The sequence below is a fragment of the Pseudomonas sp. S36 genome, assembly GCF_016647875.1.
Lineage (GTDB): Bacteria > Pseudomonadota > Gammaproteobacteria > Pseudomonadales > Pseudomonadaceae > Aquipseudomonas > Aquipseudomonas parafulva.
Genome location: NZ_JACVVG010000033.1, coordinates 41,783 through 58,654, shown reverse-complemented (window position 1 = coordinate 58,654; position 16,872 = coordinate 41,783). Strand labels below are relative to the sequence as shown.

Below are 16,872 nucleotides of genomic sequence, written 5' to 3'. Positions count from 1 at the left end.
CCGGCCTGTCACGCCGGGGGTCGCGGGTTCGAGTCCCGTCCGCTGCGCCATCTTCGCCCAGAGGCCCCATGAACGCCTCGAAGCAACGTGAAAGCGACCTTTGGGTCGCTTTTTTCGTTTATCGGGCCGGCTGCAGCCTTTATGCACCTTTACCGAAACCTGACCAAGTCTTCACCCTTCAGCGGTTCCAGTGCCTGCCCGCTGTGTTGCACAATAGGCACCTTCTCGAGATACCCGGAATCCGCAATGACCAGATTTTCCGTCTTTGCTGCGCTCGGGCTGGCCGTTGTGCTGGCCGGTGTGGCCGGTTGCACGTCGAAAAAGGCTGCTGTGTACGAGCATGAGAACTTTGACGACTCGGGCACGTTCTCGCGCAGCTTTCCGGTAGGCGATGCCAGCTCGTGCGAGGCGGCGCGAAGGGCGCTGCTGAGCCAGGGCTATATCATTACCAGCAGTGGCGCGAACCAGGTGGTGGGGAACAAGAGCTTTCAGCAGAACAGCGATAACCACCTGCAGATCAGCTTCAACGTCACCTGTGCCCCGGATGCCAGTGACGACCAGCACTCCACCATGTTCGCCAACGCCCTGCAGGACCGGTATGCCCTGAAAAAGTCCAATACCTCCGCAAGCCTGGGTGTTGGGGTATTGGGTTCTGTGTCGATGCCGATCGGGTCCAGTGATGATTCGATGGTGAAGGTGGCAAGCGAGACGGTCACGGCTGCGCAGTTCTATGACCGCTATTTTGCCCTGGTAGAAAGCTACCTGCCCAAACCCAAACCCAAGCCCGCCAAGGTCAGCAAGGCCAAAGCGGAGGAAGCGCCGGTGAAGGCTGAAAAACCAGCGGTTGTTCTGGGCCTGCCTGAGCAGCCTGCGGCGCCCGCCGCTGCGCCAGCATCATTGCAGGAGGCAGCGCCTGCTGCGCCGGCGAGCGAGCCGGTAAACCCGCCGGCAGCGGTGCCTGAGGCGGATGATACCCAAGGGTCGCAGCCGGTGGCTCCGCCGGCTGAGACCGCGCCCATCGAGGTGCAGCCTGCGGTCGAACCAGTCGAGGCGACAACGCCAGCCCAGTGATGCTGGCTAGTCGTGGCTCAGCACCGCAGTCCGCGCACATGCCCGGTTACAGACGGCCTGCGATAAGTTTTCGAACACCTGCTACGTTTATCTCTCAAACGCTTGTCATCATTTCTTCATCCCACCTGCTTAGGTTGAAGACGGCACCGACACAGACATCATGAGAACAGGACGCAGGGCTATGGACGACTATCAGGAAGAACTTCTCGAATTTCAGGCGTACGAACTGGACACCTCGGAACCGGCAGACGACGCCACCGAGCTTTAGACGACTCGCCGCTGATTGCGGCGAAACTCCCCCGGTGTGAGCTGCGTCCAGCGCTTGAATGCGCGCTGGAAGGCTTCGGCAGATGCGAACCCCAACAGATAGGCAATCTCCCCGAAAGCCAATTCTGTATCGCGTATGTAGGTTTCTGCCAGGTCGCGGCGGGTTTCATTCAGCAGGTCCCTGAAACGCGTCCCTTCTTCGGCCAGCCTGCGGCGCAGCGTCCAGGTGGGCAGTTGCAGCGCAACGGCCACCTCATCCAGCTCCGGTTCACGGCCCCCACTGAGCAGCGGCCCGAGCAGGTGGGTAATACGCTCGCCCAGGCTGCGCACGCGTGTCAGTTGCTGCAGTTGGGCTTCACACAACTGCTGCAAATGCTGCCAGGTGCTCGGGCAGTGCCCAGGGTTGGGTAGGCGCAAGGTTTGCTGGCTAAGCCTCAGCTGGTTGTATGCAGCGCCGAATTGCACCGGGGTGCTGGACAACACCTGGTACTGGCCGGCGTAGGCGGGTGCGGTAAACTCGATTTCCAACCGCTCCGCCTGCACAGGCTTGCCGGCCAGGTCAGCCAGTTGAGCCAGCCAACCCGCAAGCAGTGAGTCCACCACGAAGCGGTTGTAGGCGTTGTAGGGGCTAATGGAATAGAAACGCAGCCATGCTCCGCTGGCGTCTTCATGAAAACTCGAGTGCCCACGGTAATTGGCGGCATACAGGGGTTCGAAGCGCAGCAGCGTGCGTGCCGCCTCACCCAGCGTTGGGGCTTGAGCCGCAGTCACCCCAGCCAGCCCTGCCTGGGCCAGCCGGCTGCGCAAGCCCATATGCAGCCCCAGTGCGGGCTCCTGGCACAGTTCTATGGCCGCGTGACCCAGGTGCATGTACCGCGGGATCGATAGGCGAGCACCGGCTTCGGCCAGGCGGGCTGGCCCCAGGCCATAGCGGCGCAGGAGTGGTTCGGGGTCATGGCCCAGCGCCCTGACGGCTTCGGCCAACGGCTGCACGAACCCTACCGACAGGTCGCCAAGCCTCACGCGAGGGCGGGCCATACACCTACAGCCATAGGTTCAGCAGACGGGCGCCGGCACTGGGAGCGCCGGTGAACAATTGCCCAGACTGGCGTGCAAAACCCTGACCATCCGTCCCTTGCTCCCAGAACTGACCTCGCATGAACACGCTCATGCTGCCGAGCATCGGCCCCGTAGTGTCGGTGAGGCGATGCCAGGCCACTTGCTCGCTGACCTCCCCGCGCTTGAGCGGCAGGTGTGTCGCCGCCGGTTGATGACGGTTGCCGCGCCAGGGTGATTGCCAGCTGCCCTTGCCAGGCAGGTACACCGGGTTCACCACCAGTTCCACAGCCTGGCTGGCCAATTGTTGGTGGGTTTGCGGGTACCAGCTGTCGCTGCCCAGCAGCACCCCCAGCCGGCCGGCCGGGGTTTGTACAACGTGCAGGGGCTGTTGCCGACCGTTGTGGATGTAGCGGCGGCTCTCGCTGTCTGGATACTGCTGGCGCTGAGGCTCGCCCAGCAGGGAGCCATCGCTTGCGAACACGACGCTGTTGTTGAACAGCGGGCCGCGCCCGGCATGCAGAGCGCCCTGTTTGACGTAGGGCGCTGGCAGCACGATGGACCCTGCCACCAGGGTGACACCGAACTCCCTGGCCAGGCCGCCGAACAGCTGCTGGTAATCCGTTGCCATTTGCCCTGCTTTCATGCGCAGGTGAGCATCGGCGCGCCGGTCATCGCCTTCGGCGGCAAGCATGGCCAGGCCGTAGCGCAACGGGTTGCTCAGTTCCAGCCATTGCAGGGCCTCACGGCTTTGCGTCACCTGGTACAGCTCGTTCTTCTCGCCCCGTGCCCATAACCAGGTACCAATATGCTCGGGCAGCACCACCACCGTTCTGGCATTCACCAACCCCAGTGCGCGTGCCTGCTCCAGATAGGCGGCAAGTTTGCGGTGCAGACGTTGCAGGTTCTGGTAATCACCTGGATAAAGCAGTGGTTCAACGCCAAGCAGGTTGCCACGGTCGCCGGGCACGCCTTGGTCGACCGCCAGTTCGATACGCAGGTCAGAGAGGTAATGGCCTTCCGGGCGTTGTTGTGTCCAGAAACCGTACCCGCACAGGGCGGCAACCATCACCAGCGCCAGGGCGCTTGCCAGAATTTTTCGCATGAAGCTGTAAGGTGCCTTCAGAGCAGGGGAGGCTTAGGTTAGCCCTGCTGTACGTCAGGATCAATAACTTGTCAGTTTCAGTCATTGAGCCTGTTCAAACGGCTGTTTAATGTCAGGGGCATACAACAGCGGGGCCGCCAAGGGCGAAGCACCCGAATACCGTGATCACCTGGGAATCGAACCATGGCAACCGACCTTTACCCGCACCTGCTGGCCCCGCTGGACCTGGGCTTCACCACGCTGCGCAACCGTGCATTGATGGGTTCCATGCACACTGGCCTGGAGGAACGCCCGGGTGGCTTCGAGCGTATGGCTGCCTACTTCGCGGAGCGTGCCCGGGGCGGCGTCGGTTTGATGGTGACCGGCGGTATAGCGCCCAACGATGAGGGCGGCGTGTACGCCGGTGCCGCCAAGCTGAGCACCGAGGAAGAGGCTGACAACCATCGCATCGTGACCGAGGCGGTGCATGCTGCAGGCGGCAAGATCTGCCTGCAGATCCTGCATGCCGGGCGCTATGCCTACAGCCCGCGACAGGTGGCACCCAGCGCGATCCAGGCGCCGATCAACCCCTTCAAACCCCAAGCACTGGACGAGGCAGGTATCGAGAAGCAGATCGCTGACTTCGTAAACTGCGCGGTCCTGGCCCAGCGTGCCGGGTACGACGGCGTAGAGGTGATGGGGTCGGAGGGTTACTTCATCAACCAGTTCCTGGCCGCCCACACCAATCACCGCACTGACCGCTGGGGTGGCAGCTACGAAAACCGCATGCGCCTGGCGGTGGAAATCGTCACCCGGGTAAGGGCGGCGGTGGGCCCGAACTTTATCATCATCTTCCGCCTGTCCATGCTCGACCTGGTCGAAGGCGGCAGTAGCTGGGAAGAAATCGAGCAACTGGCCAAGGCCATCGAGCGGGCTGGCGCCACGTTGATCAACACCGGTATTGGCTGGCACGAGGCGCGCATTCCGACGATTGCCACCAAGGTGCCACGCGCTGCATTCACCAAGGTTACCGCCAAACTGCGGGGTGCGGTCGGCATCCCGTTGATTACCACCAACCGCATCAATACCCCGGAAGTAGCCGAAAGGGTGCTGGCCGAGGGCGACGCAGACATGGTGTCCATGGCGCGGCCATTTCTGGCGGACCCGGCATTCGTCAACAAGGCGGCCGCGGGCCGTGCCGACGAAATCAACACCTGTATCGGCTGCAACCAGGCGTGCCTGGACCACACGTTTGGCGGCAAGCTGACCAGCTGCCTGGTCAACCCACGTGCCTGTCACGAAACCGAGCTCAACTACCTGCCGGTGCAAACGGCCAAACGTATTGCCGTGGTGGGCGCAGGCCCGGCCGGCCTGGCAGCGGCCACCGTCGCCGCCGAGCGGGGGCATGCAGTGACGCTGTACGACGCCGCCCGTGAAATAGGCGGGCAATTCAACGTGGCCAAGCGGGTGCCCGGCAAGGAGGAGTTCTACGAAACGCTGCGGTACTTCGGCAACAAGGTGCGTAGTACAGGCGTTGACCTGCAGTTGAACACCCGCGTTGATGTACCGACGCTGCTGGCGGGCGGATACGACGAAATCATCCTGGCCACGGGTATTGCGCCCCGTACGCCAGCCATCCCGGGTATCGAACACCCGATGGTGCTCAGTTACCTGGACGTGCTGCTGGAGCGCAAGCCGGTAGGCAGGGCTGTCGCGGTCATCGGTGCGGGGGGCATCGGCTTCGACGTATCCGAGTACCTGGTGCACCAAGGTGTGGCTAGCAGTCAGGACCGGGAGGCCTTCTGGAAGGAATGGGGCATCGACACGCACCTGCAGGCGCGAGGTGGCGTGGCAGGCATCAAGCCCGAGCCTCACGCCCCGGCGCGCCAGGTCTATCTGTTGCAACGCAAAAAGACCAAGGTAGGCGACGGCCTGGGCAAGACCACCGGCTGGATCCACCGTGCCGGGTTGAAGAACAAGCACGTGCAGATGTTGAACAGTGTCGAGTACCTGGCCATCGACGACGCCGGCCTGCACGTGCGGGTAGCAGGCGGCGAGCCCCAGGTGCTTGCGGTGGACAACATCGTGATCTGCGCCGGGCAGGAGCCACTGCGTGAACTGCAGGCGGGGCTGCTGGCAGCAGGGCAGTCGGTGCACCTGATTGGCGGCGCCGACGTGGCGGCAGAGCTGGATGCCAAGCGGGCGATCGACCAGGGGTCCAGGTTGGCGGCGCGGCTTTGATACGGTGGAACTCACGCCCTTTCTGCTACCCGTTTGCATCTGCAAATTCGCCCCTAAGGCGTTCAGCCGCAATGTGTTGCGTTACCCTGTTTGGGGTTGAGTTATGAACCTTTTTTGGTACACTTGTGCATGAGTCAGATCCCTCCGACGCTGAATGTTCATTTTTATCGTACAGAAGTAGGCAACGAACCCGTTCGAGAGTGGCTGGCCCAGATCCCTCGTGAGCACAAACGAATGATCGGTACCGAAATCAAAACAGTTCAAATTGGCTGGCCAATTGGGATGCCGGTGGTCAGGAAGCTTGACAAAGGCCTATGGGAAGTCAGGGTGAATCTTGTGGACACTGTGGCTCGTGTCCTCTTCACCATCCACGGGAACGCCATGGTTCTACTGCATGGTTTTATAAAGAAGAGTCAGAAAACACCGGCTTCTGACCTGGACACTGCCAAGCAGCGTAAGGCAACACTGGAGAGGAACAAGCAATGAATCAGCATATTGGCTCGGATTTCGACGATTTCCTTTCAGAGCAAGGCCTTGCAGAAGAAGTGTCTGCTGCTGCCCTAAAACGCGTCATTGCATGGCAGATCGCTGAAGCCATGAAAATGCAGAAGGTCACAAAAAAAGCACTCGCTGAACGCATGCATACCAGCCGAACCGCAGTTGATCGGGCGCTTGATCAAGATGACCCAGGTATGACGTTGGCAACCTTGGCTAGCGCCGCGCGTGCGCTCGGGCAGCGCGTTGAGGTAAGGCTTGTACCTGAGCAAGAGACTGTCCGCGCTCAATTCCGATGAGCCGAGCCATCTAGGAGCGCTTTCCAGCTGCGATGACCCATGCGCTTCGACCTCCCCCAAGCCCCTCTGCAACCGCTGCACATGCCCTGGCTGGCCAGTGCCAGGGTGCAGGTCGCTGTCTTGCGCCTTGACCTGATCGACCCGCTGATCAGCGGCAATAAATGGTTCAAGCTGCGCCATCACTTGGCGCAAGCCGACGCCAGCGCGGCCCCGGGGCTGATCAGCCTGGGCGGCAACCACTCCAACCACCTGCACGCCTTGGCGGCTGCCGGCAGGCGTTTCGGTTTTGCCACGGCTGGCCTGCTGCGTGGCCAGCCGCAAGACACGCCCACCGTGCGCGATATAAAGGCTTTGGGTATGCAATTGCACTGGTTGGGCTACCAGGGTTACCGCGCACGGCACCAGCCTGGTTTCTGGGCGCCTTGGCAGGCGCAGTACCCAGGCTGGCATTGCATTGCTGAGGGCGGCGGTGGGTTGGCGGGGGCCGAAGGTTGTGCACTGATCATGCAGCAGGCACGTGCGGGGCTTTCGGCGATAGGCTGGGCCGGCTATGACGCCTGGTGGCTGGCTGCCGGTACGGGCACCACGCTGGCCGGCCTGGTGCTGGCGGAGGCGGGGGAGCACACCGTGCATGGGGCACTGGCGGTACCTTTGGGGCATGGCGTGCCGCAGGCAGTTCAGGCGCTGGCTGGCGACCATGGCTACCAGTTGCATGAGGCGTGCCGTGGCGGCTTTGGCAAATTTGATGAAGAATTGCTGACCTTTATCGAAGCCAGCGAACAGGCCACTGGCGTACCCCTCGAAGCCCTTTACACAGGCAAGGCGTTGCTCGCGTTGCGCGATAAGGTAGAGGCCGGATACTTTGCCCCCGGCACGCGGCTGGTCTTCGTGCATACCGGGGGGCTGCAGGGGCGCCGGGGTTACTTGTAGGGCAGCATCCGCAACAGAGTGTTATCGCGCTTGATGTAGTGGTGATACAGCCCGGCCACGGCGTGCAGGCCGATCAACCAGTAGCCCCAGGTGCCGATACGTTCGTGCCAGCCCTTGATGAACTTGGCCTGGTCGGGGTCTGCGCCTACCAGGTGCGGCAGTTCCAGCCCATAGAAGGGCACAGGCTTGTCGGCCGCGCTGAGGATCAGCCAGCCGGCCAGCGGCATGCCGATCATCAACACGTAGAGCAACAGGTGCATCAGGTGTGCAAGGCCTGTCTGCCAGGCTGGAGGCTTGGGCAGGATGGGCGGCGTAGGGTGTACCAGGCGCATGGCCAGGCGCAGCCAGACCAGCACGAAGACGCTGAGGCCGAGCATGAAATGCAGGTCTTTCATCAGGTTGCGTTCGGCGCTGTCCCGCGGGAACAGGCCGCGCAGTTCGATGCAGGCATAGACGGCAGCCAGCAGCACCAGCATCAGCCAGTGCAGGATTATGGACGCGCGCGCGTAGTGGGGCGCCGGGGTGGATGAAACCATGCGTGTTCCTCATCGTCAGGTCGGGGGGCGCTCTTGATGGCGCTCAGGTGCCAGTGTACCGGCAACCTCAGGCAGATCTTTGCTTCAAATCCGTGAAAATTGTGTAGTCGGGCATCGCTACTCAGGCGGCTGGCGCGCACGGCCAACCCTCTGACACCACGAACACGCGCTCGGCCTCCTGCCAGGCACCGTTGCCATCCGGCACCAAGCGCACCAGCAATTGCGCGGGTGCATGGACAGGCAGCAGGTGCAACCAGGCCGCGAAGCGCGCCGTACCCCAGACATCGGTGGCCTCCGCCCGCGCAGGTGCCAGCCAGGCGTGGCGTGGCAATGGCTGCCAACAGTCACCTGCATGGGTGTACCACGCCGGGCGCCGCACCCAGCGGCCGCGCAAATGATAGGGGTTTGCCCCTTCAGGCGCCTCGGCGTGCGCGGGCCATGGGTAGAACAGGTACCCGCCCATCCACACGTGCGCCTGCAGCGCGCCCACATCGAGGCTGTCCAGCCTGGCCCGGCCCTGGGCACTGGCCGACATGGGCAGCTGGTGATGCCCGAGGTGGGCGAGTTTGCTTCCCAGCCGGTCATGGCAGCCTGGCCCCAGCCAGCCGTCACGGTCGGTGCCGGCTCCCTCCGGGCCGAGGTACAGCTTGATGGCAAGTTCCAGGTGGTGCACCCCGTCGCGGTCGCGCACTACTGCATCCAGCTCGCCCAGTGTGCGCCCCCCTTCGCGAATGGCCAGGTTGGCACCCAGCAGCTCCACCCCTGGCGCATGGTGCAAGGCAAACTGCCAGAGCCGCTCGTAATACATGCCCAGGCGGCGGCTGGTCAGGGTTGCCAGCCATGCCTGCAAAGGGCCATCGTCGGCGTCCAGTGCCCGCAGCCAATGCTCGAGCTGCTGCGGATGGTCCACCCACAGGCTGCCCGCCAGCGGATGGCGCTGGGGGCAAGGCGCGGCGCTGAGCAGCGGCGGCGACAGCAGCGTCCAGGCCAGGTCGCGGACGGCAGGGCGGCGTAACTGGCGTGGCAGGTGTTCAAGCTGGGCAAATGGCATCATGCTGCGAGCATAGCCGGTTTGCTGCTGCCCTGTGGTTTCGCCCATAATCGCTGCATCGTCACCCGTCGCAGAGCCTTGCAGGAGCCCCATGGAGCAATTTCGCAATATCGGTATCATCGGTCGCCTTGGCAGCTCGCAGGTGCTCGACACTATCCGCCGGCTGAAGCAGTTTCTCCTCGAGCGCCACCTGCACGTGATCCTCGAAGACACCATTGCAGAAGTGCTGCCCGGCCATGGCCTGCAAACGTCTACCCGCAAGCTGCTGGGGGAGGTCTGCGACCTGGTGATCGTGGTGGGTGGTGATGGCAGCCTGCTAGGCGCGGCCCGCGCGCTGGCGCGCCACAACATTCCGGTACTGGGCATCAACCGTGGCAACCTGGGCTTTCTCACCGACATCCGCCCCGACGAGCTCGAAGAGAAGGTGGCCGAAGTGCTCGATGGCCACTACCTGGTGGAAAACCGCTTCCTGCTGCAGGCCGAGGTGCGCCGGCACCATGAAGCCATCGGCCAGGGCGATGCCCTGAACGATGTGGTGCTGCACCCTGGCAAGTCCACCCGCATGATCGAGTTCGAGATCTACATCGATGGCCAGTTCGTCTGCAGCCAGAAGGCCGATGGCCTGATCGTGGCCACGCCTACCGGCTCCACGGCCTATGCCCTGTCGGCAGGCGGCCCGATCATGCACCCCAAGCTCGATGCCATCGTGATCGTGCCCATGTACCCGCATACCCTGTCTGGGCGGCCCATCGTGGTGGATGGCAACAGCGAACTGAAGATTGTGGTGGCCAAGGACCTGCAGATCTACCCGCAGGTGTCCTGCGACGGGCAGAACCACTTCACCTGTGCCCCGGGTGACACCATCACCGTAAGCAAGAAGCCGCAGAAACTGCGTCTGATCCACCCCCTGGGCCACAATTACTACGAGGTCTGCCGTACCAAGCTCGGTTGGGGCAGCCGCCTGGGGGGCAGGGACGACTGATGCTCGATCCGGCGCGCAGTTTCGACATCATCGGTGACGTTCACGGCTGTGCCCACACCCTGGAACGCTTGCTCGACACCCTCGGTTACCAGCGCATCGGCGGCGTCTGGCGCCACCCACGGCGCCAGGCGCTGTTCTTGGGCGACATCGTCGACCGCGGCCCACGCATTCGCGAGGCCCTGCATATCGTCCATGGCATGGTCGAGGCGGGGCAGGCGTTCTGCATCATGGGCAACCACGAATACAGCGCCCTGGGCTGGGTGACCCCGGCGCTGCCGGGCAGTGGCAAGGCGTTCGTGCGTGAGCACACACCACGCCATGCGCGCCTCATCGACGAAACCCTCACCCAGTTTGCCCAGCACCCTGGCGACTGGCACGCGTTCGTCAACTGGTTCTATCAACTGCCCCTGTTCATCGACGCCGGCCGTTTTCGCCTGGTGCATGCCTGTTGGGACGCGAGCCTGATCGACCCCCTGCGCCAGCAGTACCCGGATGGTCGCATCGACCAGCACTTTCTCCAGGCCTCGGCGGTGAGCGGCAGCTTTGCCGCCAATGTCTGCAACCGGCTGCTGCGCGGTACGGACATGCGCCTGCCTGACGGCCTTACCCTGACCGGGGGCGATGGCCTGACCCGCGCCTTCTTCCGCACCAAGTTCTGGGAGGAAGACCCGAAAACCTACGGCGACATCGTGTTCCAGCCCGATGCCCTGCCCGCAGAAGTGGCCAGCACGCCGCTCAGCCACAGCCAGAAAAACGCCTTGTTGCGGTATGCCGAGGACGAGCCGTTGCTGTTCGTCGGCCACTACTGGCGCAGCGGGCGCCCGGCGCCGATTCGCAGCAACCTGGCCTGCCTCGACTACAGTGCAGTGCTGTACGGCAAGCTGGTCGCCTACCGGCTGGATGACGAAACCCGTATCGACCCGCACAAGTTCGTGTGGGTGGATGTCGACCGACCACAGGCAAGCCAATGAACATTATCGAAGTGATGCGCCTGCCGCTGGCGGTGGACCTCAGCGGCTTCATCCAGTTGCTGCAGCGTCTGCAGGTGCCGCACCGGGTCAGCGAGGAGGGTGAGAGCCAGGTGCTCTGGGCGCCCGATACCCTGGCCGAGCAAGTGCAACAGCTGTACCAGCGCTACCCGGACGGCGATGCCGATCTGCAACTGGCCGAGCCTGCCGACGGGCCAGATGCAGGCGAACGAGCGCCCGCACAGCCATCCCTGGCTGCCCAGGCCAAGGCCTGCAAGGTCACCGCCCTGACCTTGCTGCTGTGCCTGGTGGTGGCCGGGCTGACCAGCCTTGGCGAGAACTTCACCACCCTGCGCTGGTTCACCTTCCTCGATTTCCGGGTGCAGGGTGATTACCTGTATTTCCGCCCGCTGGCCGAAGGCCTTGCGCAAGGCCAGTGGTGGCGGCTGGTGTCGCCCATGTTGCTGCACTTCGGTGTGCTGCACCTTGCCATGAACAGCCTGTGGTTCTGGGAGCTGGGCAAACGCATCGAGCTGCGTCAGGGGGCATGGTCCCTGCTGGGCCTTACCCTGCTGTTCAGCGTGGTGTCCAACCTGGCGCAACACTTCACCAGCGGGCCAGGCTTGTTCGGCGGCTTGTCAGGGGTACTGTACGGGCTGCTCGGGCACATCTGGTTGTACCAGTGGCTGGCGCCCAACCGTTACTTCGCCCTGCCCAAGGGCGTTCTGGTGATGATGCTCATCTGGCTGGTGGTATGCCTCACCGGCGTGGTCGGCACGCTCGGCCTAGGCCAGATCGCCAACGCGGCACACGTCGGCGGGTTGCTCATCGGATGCCTGACCGGGCTCTTGGGCGGGGCGCTGGCGCGGCGTAAACTGTCGGCTTGAATCAGGAGACACTATGTCCACTTTCGCGCAAATGATCGAAAACATCACACCGGAAATCTACGAAAGCCTGAAGCTGGCCGTGGAGATCGGCAAATGGTCCGACGGGCGCAAGCTGACCGCCGAACAGAAAGAACTGTCGTTGCAGGCGGTCATCGCCTGGGAGATTAAAAACCTGCCCGAGGACCAGCGTACCGGTTACATGGGCCCGCAGGAATGCGCGTCCAAGTCCGCGCCTGTCCCTAACATCCTGTTCAAGTCGGACTCGGTACATTGATCGAACTCGCTCGTGGCTCGTTGAGCAAGATGGCTGTCAGCCTTGCAGCCCCCGTTGTGCAGTACAGCTTTCGCCTGGGCGATACCCAGGTACCGGTCAACCCGCTGATCGGTCAGCGGGTGCGCCTTGAGTACCTGGGCGCCATTCACTGCAGCCACTGTGGCAAGCGTACCAAGACCAGCTTCAGCCAGGGTTACTGCTACCCGTGCATGACCAAGCTGGCCCAGTGCGACATCTGCATCATGGCGCCGGAGCGCTGCCACTACGACGCAGGCACCTGCCGCGAACCCTCCTGGGGCGAGCAGTTCTGCATGACCGATCACGTGGTCTACCTGGCCAATTCCTCCGGGATCAAGGTTGGCATCACCCGCGCCACTCAACTGCCCACCCGCTGGCTCGACCAGGGTGCCAGCCAGGCACTGCCGATTCTGCGGGTTGCGACCCGCCAGCAGTCCGGGCTGGTCGAAGACCTGCTGCGCAGCCAGGTGCCTGACCGCACCAATTGGCGGGCACTGCTCAAGGGCTATGCCGATGTGCTCGACCTGCCGGCGGTGCGTGACCAGGTGCTGGAGGCGTGCGCGCCTGGCCTGGCCGAGCTGCAGGCGCGCTTCGGCTTGCAGGCCATCCAGCCGCTCACCGATGCTGAAGTGGTGCACATGAACTACCCGGTACAGGCCTACCCGCAAAAGATCGTTAGCTTCAACCTGGACAAAGACCCGGTCGTTGAAGGCACGCTGCTGGGTATCAAGGGCCAGTACCTGATCTTTGATACCGGCGTGATCAATATTCGCAAGTACACGGCCTATCAGTTGGCCGTGCTCCAGTAAAAAGGACCTGCACATGCGTACCGAACAACCCCAAGTGATCTACCTCAAGGATTACCAGGCGCCCGATTACCTGATCGACGAGACGCACCTGACCTTCGAGCTGTTCGAGGACCACACCCTGGTGCATGCGCAACTGGTGATGCGCCGTAACCCGGCGCAGGGCGCCGGCCTGCCGCCCTTGCGCCTCGATGGCCAGCAGATCGAACTGCTGCGCGCAGCCCTGGACGACGAAGCGTTGCAGCCAGGTGATTACCAGCTGGCCGCCGACAGCCTGACCGTGCAGCCCAGGGCCGAGCGTTTCACCCTCGACACCAGCGTCAAGATCCACCCCGAGAGCAATACCGCGCTGGAAGGCCTGTACAAGTCGGGCAAGATGTTCTGCACCCAGTGCGAGGCCGAGGGCTTCCGCAAGATCACCTACTACCTCGACCGCCCCGATGTCATGAGCACCTTCACCACCACGGTGATTGCCGAGCAGCATCGCTACCCCGTGCTGCTGTCCAACGGCAACCCGGTGGGCAGCGGCCTGGCAGAAGATGGCCGCCACTGGGCCACCTGGGAAGACCCGTTCATGAAACCGGCCTACCTGTTCGCGCTGGTGGCAGGTGACCTGTGGTGCGTGGAGGACAGTTTCAGCCGCCAGTCGGGCCGCGACGTGACCCTGCGCATCTACGTGGAGCCGGAGAACATCGACAAGTGCGACCACGCCATGGTCAGCCTGAAGAAATCCATGCGCTGGGATGAAGAGGTGTACGGCCGCGAGTACGACCTGGACATCTTCATGATCGTCGCGGTGAACGACTTCAACATGGGCGCCATGGAAAACAAGGGCCTGAACATCTTCAACTCCAGTTGCGTGCTGGCCCGTGCCGAAACCGCCACGGATGCTGCGCACCAGCGTGTTGAAGGGGTGGTGGCCCACGAGTACTTCCACAACTGGTCGGGCAACCGTGTCACCTGCCGTGACTGGTTCCAGCTGTCGCTCAAGGAAGGCTTCACGGTGTTCCGCGATGCCGAGTTCAGTGCCGACATGAACTCGCGCACGGTCAAGCGTATCGAGGACGTCGCCTACCTGCGCACCCACCAGTTCGCCGAAGACGCAGGCCCCATGGCCCACCCGGTGCGCCCTGACAGCTTCATCGAGATCTCCAACTTCTACACCCTCACGGTGTACGAGAAGGGCGCGGAGGTGGTGCGCATGGTGCGTACCTTGCTGGGGGCAGATGGCTTCCGCAAGGGCAGTGACCTGTACTTCGAGCGTCACGATGGCCAGGCGGTGACCACCGACGACTTCATCAAGGCGATGGAGGACGCGAACGCGGTAGACCTGGCCCAGTTCAAGCGCTGGTACAGCCAGGCCGGTACACCACGGGTGGAGGCCACCGACGCCTACGATGCCGCCGCGCAGACGTACAGCCTGACCTTCCGCCAGAGCTGCCCGCAGACGCCGGACAAGGCCGAGAAGCTGCCGTTCGTGATCCCGGTCGAGCTGGGCCTGCTGGATGCCCAGGGTAACGACCTGCCCCTGCAACTGGCCGGGGAACCTGCGGCGGGCGGCACCACGCGGGTGTTGTCGGTAACCGAGGCCGAACAGACCTTCACCTTCCAGGGCGTACAGGCCAAGCCACTGCCGTCGTTGCTGCGAGGCTTCAGCGCGCCGGTCAAGCTCAGCTACCCCTACGACCGTGACCAGTTGATGTTCCTGATGCAGCACGACAGCGACGGTTTCAACCGCTGGGAAGCCGGCCAGCAGTTGTCGGTGCAGGTACTGCAGGAACTGATCGGCCAGCATCAGCGTGGTGAAGCCTTGACGCTGGACCCACGGCTGATCACTGCCCTGGGCACCGTGCTGGGCGACGCCTCGCTGGACCCGGCCATGGTGGCTGAAATGCTGTCGCTCCCTGGTGAGGCCTACCTGACCGAGATCAGCCAGGTGGCGGATGTGGACGCCATTCATAGCGCACGCGAATATGCGCGCCAGCAGATCGCCGAGCAGTTGTTCGATGCCTTGTGGGCCCGCTACCAAGCAAACCGCGAAGTGTCCCGGAGCACGGCGTACGTTGCCTCTGCCGAGCATTTCGCCCGCCGCAGCCTGCAGAACATTGCCCTGTCGTACCTGATGCAGACTGGCCGGCCCGAGGTGCTGCAGGCTACGCTCGAGCAGTTCGAGCACTGTGACAACATGACTGAACGCCTGACGGCACTGGCGGTGCTGGTCAACTCACCGTTTGAGGCTGAGCGGGCCAAGGCGCTGGAAACGTTCGCCGAACACTTCAAGGACAACCCGCTGGTCATGGACCAGTGGTTCAGCGTGCAGGCAGGCAGCACCTTGCCAGGTGGCCTGGCACGCGTGAAAGCCCTGATGCAGCACCCGGCGTTCACGCTGAAGAACCCGAACAAGGTGCGCGCGCTGGTGGGGGCGTTTGCCGGGCAGAACCTGGTCAACTTCCATGCTGCCGACGGTTCCGGTTACCGCTTCCTGTCGGATCTGGTGATCGACCTGAATGCGCTCAACCCGCAGATTGCGTCGCGGCAATTGGCACCGCTGACCCGCTGGCGCAAGTACGACGCCGCCCGCCAGGCGCTGATGAAGGCCGAGCTGCAGCGGATTCTCGCCTCTGGTGAGCTGTCCAGTGATGTGTATGAAGTGGTGAGCAAGAGCCTGGCCTGAACCGCGCCCCCGCGCGGCAAACCCCGTTATGCCAATCAGGGCATGACGGGGTGTGTGTGGGGGTAATTAACAAAACATAACGTCCCCCCCGTTGCATCCCCGCCACCACCCCTCCTACGATCCACGCAAACCCTTGCAGGCCTTGGCCCGAACTGCTGCACGGCGCCTGTAACGCACAGATCCACCCAACAATAACAACTACGGGGGCAGGGATGAGCTTGAAGCCGATTGCGGGTGCGCTATTGATGATGCTGTGGGGGGCAGGCGCCGTCACTGCCGCCCCCGCCGAGGAATACTCCACCGAGTCGGCCCAGGCCACTCAAAGCCTGCTGATCGATGCCACGCACGCCGGCAAGCGCCTGGTGGTGGTCGGTGATCGGGGCCATATCCTGTTCTCGGACGACCAGGGCACCACCTGGACCCAGGCCCGCGTGCCGACCCGGCAATTGCTTACAGCCGTGTTTTTTCTCGATGACAAGCGGGGCTGGGCGGTAGGCCACGATGCGCAGATTCTTGCCAGTACCGATGGCGGCGCCACTTGGAGCAAGCAGTTCGAAGACTTGGCGCGCGAAGCCCCGCTGCTGGATGTCGCCTTTACCGATGCTCAGCACGGGTTCGCCGTGGGTGCCTACGGTGCAATCCTCGAAACCACCGATGGCGGCCAGCACTGGCAGGATGTGGCTGAGCGCCTCGACAACCCCGATCAGCTGCACCTGAACGCGATCACCCAGGTGCGCGAAGCCGGCCTGTTCATTGTCGGCGAGCAGGGCGGCATGTACCGCTCGGCAGACAACGGCCAGCGCTGGGCGAAGGTGCAGGGCCCTTACGAGGGGTCGCTGTTTGGCGTGATCGGTACGGCGCAACCCCGTACCCTGCTGGCGTTCGGCCTGCGCGGCAACCTGTTCCGCTCCACCGACTTCGGCGACACCTGGCAGCCCATCGAACTGAAAGCCGCACGTGGCGAGCTGCAGTTCGGTCTGGCCAGCGCCACACTGTTGGATGACGGCACCGTGGTGCTGGTGGGCAATGGCGGCAGCGTGCTGCGCAGCACCGACGATGGCCAGCGCTTCACGGTCTACAACCGAGCCGACCGTATCGCCCTGTCTGGCGTCAGCGCTGCGGGCGAGGGCGGGCTGCTGCTGGTAGGGCAGGGTGGTGTGCACCTGGCCAATGCCGAAGGCGCCGACCGTGCCCCCCGCGAGGTGCGCCCATGAACAGCAAGGAGAGCCTGCC

The 16,872-nt window shown here is 63.4% G+C and carries 16 protein-coding genes; 12 read left to right on the top strand and 4 right to left on the bottom strand.

The genetic code is table 11. The features are described 5' to 3' along the window. The first annotated feature begins 246 nt into the window (after positions 1–246). The gene (locus tag IAE36_RS17640) at positions 247–1,071 is read left to right on the top strand and encodes a DUF2242 domain-containing protein (protein ID WP_201213740.1); all 825 of its coding nucleotides are present in this window, start codon (positions 247–249) and stop codon (positions 1,069–1,071) included. A 264-nt stretch (positions 1,072–1,335) separates the two neighbouring features. On the opposite strand, the gene IAE36_RS17635 is transcribed toward IAE36_RS17640, so the two are convergent. Continuing rightward, positions 1,336–2,376 carry an AraC family transcriptional regulator gene (locus IAE36_RS17635; protein ID WP_201213738.1) on the bottom strand — a complete coding sequence of 347 codons (1,041 nt, stop codon included), beginning with the start codon at positions 2,374–2,376 and terminating at the stop codon, positions 1,336–1,338. A 4-nt stretch (positions 2,377–2,380) separates the two neighbouring features. After that, positions 2,381–3,499, bottom strand: coding sequence for a nitrilase-related carbon-nitrogen hydrolase (locus IAE36_RS17630; RefSeq protein WP_201213736.1), 1,119 nt, complete (start codon positions 3,497–3,499; stop codon positions 2,381–2,383). Positions 3,500–3,682: 183 nt separating this feature from the next. Here IAE36_RS17630 and IAE36_RS17625 point away from each other — a divergent pair, with 183 nt between their 5' ends. The 4 genes from IAE36_RS17625 (at position 3,683) to IAE36_RS17610 (ending at position 7,443) form a co-directional block, all read left to right on the top strand. Beyond that, complete coding sequence (locus IAE36_RS17625; protein ID WP_201213735.1) at positions 3,683–5,719, top strand: NADPH-dependent 2,4-dienoyl-CoA reductase; 2,037 nt, start codon at positions 3,683–3,685, stop codon at positions 5,717–5,719. Positions 5,720–5,848: 129 nt separating this feature from the next. Then, the gene (locus IAE36_RS17620) at positions 5,849–6,205 is read left to right on the top strand and encodes a type II toxin-antitoxin system RelE/ParE family toxin (protein WP_201213733.1); all 357 of its coding nucleotides are present in this window, start codon (positions 5,849–5,851) and stop codon (positions 6,203–6,205) included. Then, the gene (locus IAE36_RS17615; protein WP_201213731.1) at positions 6,202–6,513 is read left to right on the top strand and encodes an XRE family transcriptional regulator; all 312 of its coding nucleotides are present in this window, start codon (positions 6,202–6,204) and stop codon (positions 6,511–6,513) included. Before IAE36_RS17620 ends, IAE36_RS17615 begins: the two co-directional genes overlap by 4 nt. Positions 6,514–6,552: 39 nt before the next feature. Continuing rightward, positions 6,553–7,443 (top strand): 1-aminocyclopropane-1-carboxylate deaminase/D-cysteine desulfhydrase, encoded by an 891-nt coding sequence (locus IAE36_RS17610; RefSeq protein ID WP_201213729.1) that lies wholly within the window; start codon positions 6,553–6,555, stop codon positions 7,441–7,443. Here the strand turns inward: IAE36_RS17610 and IAE36_RS17605 are convergent. Both IAE36_RS17605 and IAE36_RS17600 read right to left on the bottom strand, forming a co-directional pair. After that, on the bottom strand, positions 7,434–7,979 hold the full coding sequence (locus IAE36_RS17605) for a cytochrome b (RefSeq protein ID WP_201213727.1): 546 nt from the start codon (positions 7,977–7,979) through the stop codon (positions 7,434–7,436). The genes IAE36_RS17610 and IAE36_RS17605 overlap by 10 nt on opposite strands. A 121-nt stretch (positions 7,980–8,100) precedes the next feature. After that, positions 8,101–9,078 carry a DUF1853 family protein gene (locus IAE36_RS17600; RefSeq protein WP_201213726.1) on the bottom strand — a complete coding sequence of 326 codons (978 nt, stop codon included), beginning with the start codon at positions 9,076–9,078 and terminating at the stop codon, positions 8,101–8,103. 43 nt (positions 9,079–9,121) lie between these two features. Here IAE36_RS17600 and IAE36_RS17595 point away from each other — a divergent pair, with 43 nt between their 5' ends. The 7 genes from IAE36_RS17595 to IAE36_RS17565 all read left to right on the top strand — a co-directional run bounded on the left by IAE36_RS17595 (position 9,122) and on the right by IAE36_RS17565 (position 16,853). Further along, positions 9,122–10,012, top strand: a complete 891-nt coding sequence (locus tag IAE36_RS17595) for an NAD(+) kinase (protein ID WP_028632385.1) — start codon at positions 9,122–9,124, stop codon at positions 10,010–10,012. Further along, positions 10,012–10,983 (top strand): metallophosphoesterase, encoded by a 972-nt coding sequence (locus IAE36_RS17590; protein ID WP_028632386.1) that lies wholly within the window; start codon positions 10,012–10,014, stop codon positions 10,981–10,983. Before IAE36_RS17595 ends, IAE36_RS17590 begins: the two co-directional genes overlap by 1 nt. Beyond that, complete coding sequence (locus IAE36_RS17585; RefSeq protein ID WP_201162658.1) at positions 10,980–11,867, top strand: rhomboid family intramembrane serine protease; 888 nt, start codon at positions 10,980–10,982, stop codon at positions 11,865–11,867. The genes IAE36_RS17590 and IAE36_RS17585 overlap by 4 nt, the downstream gene beginning before the upstream one ends. Before the next feature lie 13 nt (positions 11,868–11,880). Then, entirely contained in the window at positions 11,881–12,141 is a 261-nt protein-coding gene (locus IAE36_RS17580) for a YeaC family protein (RefSeq protein WP_028632388.1), read from the top strand. Then, complete coding sequence (locus IAE36_RS17575) at positions 12,138–12,968, top strand: DUF2797 domain-containing protein (RefSeq protein ID WP_201213725.1); 831 nt, start codon at positions 12,138–12,140, stop codon at positions 12,966–12,968. The genes IAE36_RS17580 and IAE36_RS17575 overlap by 4 nt, the downstream gene beginning before the upstream one ends. Before the next feature lie 13 nt (positions 12,969–12,981). Continuing rightward, positions 12,982–15,639: an aminopeptidase N gene (gene pepN, locus IAE36_RS17570; protein ID WP_201213724.1), complete on the top strand. Its 2,658-nt coding sequence runs from the start codon at positions 12,982–12,984 to the stop codon at positions 15,637–15,639. A gap of 245 nt (positions 15,640–15,884) precedes the next feature. After that, positions 15,885–16,853: a WD40/YVTN/BNR-like repeat-containing protein gene (locus IAE36_RS17565; protein WP_236409000.1), complete on the top strand. Its 969-nt coding sequence runs from the start codon at positions 15,885–15,887 to the stop codon at positions 16,851–16,853. The last annotated feature ends 19 nt before the right edge of the window (positions 16,854–16,872 follow it).

Coding starts and splice junctions, on each gene's coding strand:
- IAE36_RS17640 (WP_201213740.1), top strand. CDS start 247: ATGACCAGATTTTCCGTCTTTGCTGCGCTCGGGCTGGCCGTTGTGCTG.
- IAE36_RS17635 (WP_201213738.1), bottom strand. CDS start 2,376: ATGGCCCGCCCTCGCGTGAGGCTTGGCGACCTGTCGGTAGGGTTCGTG.
- IAE36_RS17630 (WP_201213736.1), bottom strand. CDS start 3,499: ATGCGAAAAATTCTGGCAAGCGCCCTGGCGCTGGTGATGGTTGCCGCC.
- IAE36_RS17625 (WP_201213735.1), top strand. CDS start 3,683: ATGGCAACCGACCTTTACCCGCACCTGCTGGCCCCGCTGGACCTGGGC.
- IAE36_RS17620 (WP_201213733.1), top strand. CDS start 5,849: ATGAGTCAGATCCCTCCGACGCTGAATGTTCATTTTTATCGTACAGAA.
- IAE36_RS17615 (WP_201213731.1), top strand. CDS start 6,202: ATGAATCAGCATATTGGCTCGGATTTCGACGATTTCCTTTCAGAGCAA.
- IAE36_RS17610 (WP_201213729.1), top strand. CDS start 6,553: ATGCGCTTCGACCTCCCCCAAGCCCCTCTGCAACCGCTGCACATGCCC.
- IAE36_RS17605 (WP_201213727.1), bottom strand. CDS start 7,979: ATGGTTTCATCCACCCCGGCGCCCCACTACGCGCGCGCGTCCATAATC.
- IAE36_RS17600 (WP_201213726.1), bottom strand. CDS start 9,078: ATGGGCGAAACCACAGGGCAGCAGCAAACCGGCTATGCTCGCAGCATG.
- IAE36_RS17595 (WP_028632385.1), top strand. CDS start 9,122: ATGGAGCAATTTCGCAATATCGGTATCATCGGTCGCCTTGGCAGCTCG.
- IAE36_RS17590 (WP_028632386.1), top strand. CDS start 10,012: ATGCTCGATCCGGCGCGCAGTTTCGACATCATCGGTGACGTTCACGGC.
- IAE36_RS17585 (WP_201162658.1), top strand. CDS start 10,980: ATGAACATTATCGAAGTGATGCGCCTGCCGCTGGCGGTGGACCTCAGC.
- IAE36_RS17580 (WP_028632388.1), top strand. CDS start 11,881: ATGTCCACTTTCGCGCAAATGATCGAAAACATCACACCGGAAATCTAC.
- pepN (WP_201213724.1), top strand. CDS start 12,982: ATGCGTACCGAACAACCCCAAGTGATCTACCTCAAGGATTACCAGGCG.
- IAE36_RS17565 (WP_236409000.1), top strand. CDS start 15,885: ATGATGCTGTGGGGGGCAGGCGCCGTCACTGCCGCCCCCGCCGAGGAA.